The sequence below is a fragment of the Ruminococcus intestinalis genome (assembly GCF_014288065.1).
In the GTDB taxonomy this organism is placed as follows: Bacteria; Bacillota; Clostridia; order Oscillospirales; family Acutalibacteraceae; genus Ruminococcoides; species Ruminococcoides intestinale_A.
Genome location: NZ_JACOPS010000012.1, coordinates 1 through 1,034 on the forward strand (window position 1 = coordinate 1; position 1,034 = coordinate 1,034).

Genomic DNA, 1,034 nt, shown 5'->3' on the forward strand with positions numbered 1-1,034 from the left:
AATTCGCTGTTATCTATCTCAAATCGCCACTTGCCGTCATATCCCTTAAACCAACCCGTTTCCTTACGGATTTTCTCGGAATCTGTACCGTCCTTTTCAAGCTCCATAGCTTTCTCAAGCGCACTCTTGTCCGCAGTTTCTGCTTTCAATCCTCCCATGCTGTATTTGATATCATTGCTACTTTCGTCATTTTTCGTATTGACATTATTTTTACTTTGAGATATACTGTTAGTGACGAAGTTGGGGTTTATGTGCGAGCTCCTCTTGCCTTTGGCATTTGAGAGCACGTCGCCGTACCCAACTTCGTTTATTTTATTTATATCGTAAAGTATATTTCGCCCATCTTTAGACTTTGCAATATTTAATGTTACCGAGTATATTTTACCATACTTATCCATTACAAAAGCATTTCTAAATTCCCATCCGTTTTCATCTAACCATTGATGTGAATGTTCTGCATTTTCATTTTCCTTTTCTGAAATATTTATTACTTCATCAGAATGAACGATTACTAACTTACTGTTTCTGTCTGACTTTCTTGATAATTTATCAATAACTTTATGACTGTTGTTAGCACCATTTTTGGTTACTCGTTCATTTGGCTTTGCAAATTCTATAATTTCTTCTTTACCGTTCTCGTCAAATGTTAAAAACTTTTTTCCTATAAGATGTTTTGAAATAAAATTTCTAAAAGTTTTACCCCAATTGCGTGGTGGAATCCCTTTAAATATGTTTGTATCAAGAACAACCACCTTATCATATATTTCACCTGAAACCTTATTTTTTACATTTTCTTTAATTGAATACTTAACATCTCCACTCTCAACACCCTTACCGGTGTTATTTTTTTGCTCATTTGTAATTACTTCTTCACTTTTTGCCTTAATGTTATCCGCTGCATTGCTGAACATCTCCGCAAGTTTGTCAAGCGCCTTTACATCATTTACAAATGCTTGAGCTGCTTCGTTTGTTGTATGAGTAATGATAAACTCTTTAATTTTGCTCGCAAGATTTTTTATTGCATTTGCAAGTTT

At 34.3% G+C, this 1,034-nt stretch carries 1 protein-coding gene; it reads right to left on the bottom strand.

What is annotated here, in order from left to right:
• The coding region (locus H8R91_RS11920; RefSeq protein WP_186936404.1) for an LPD23 domain-containing protein at window positions 1–1,034 on the bottom strand (1,034 nt) is incomplete at both ends.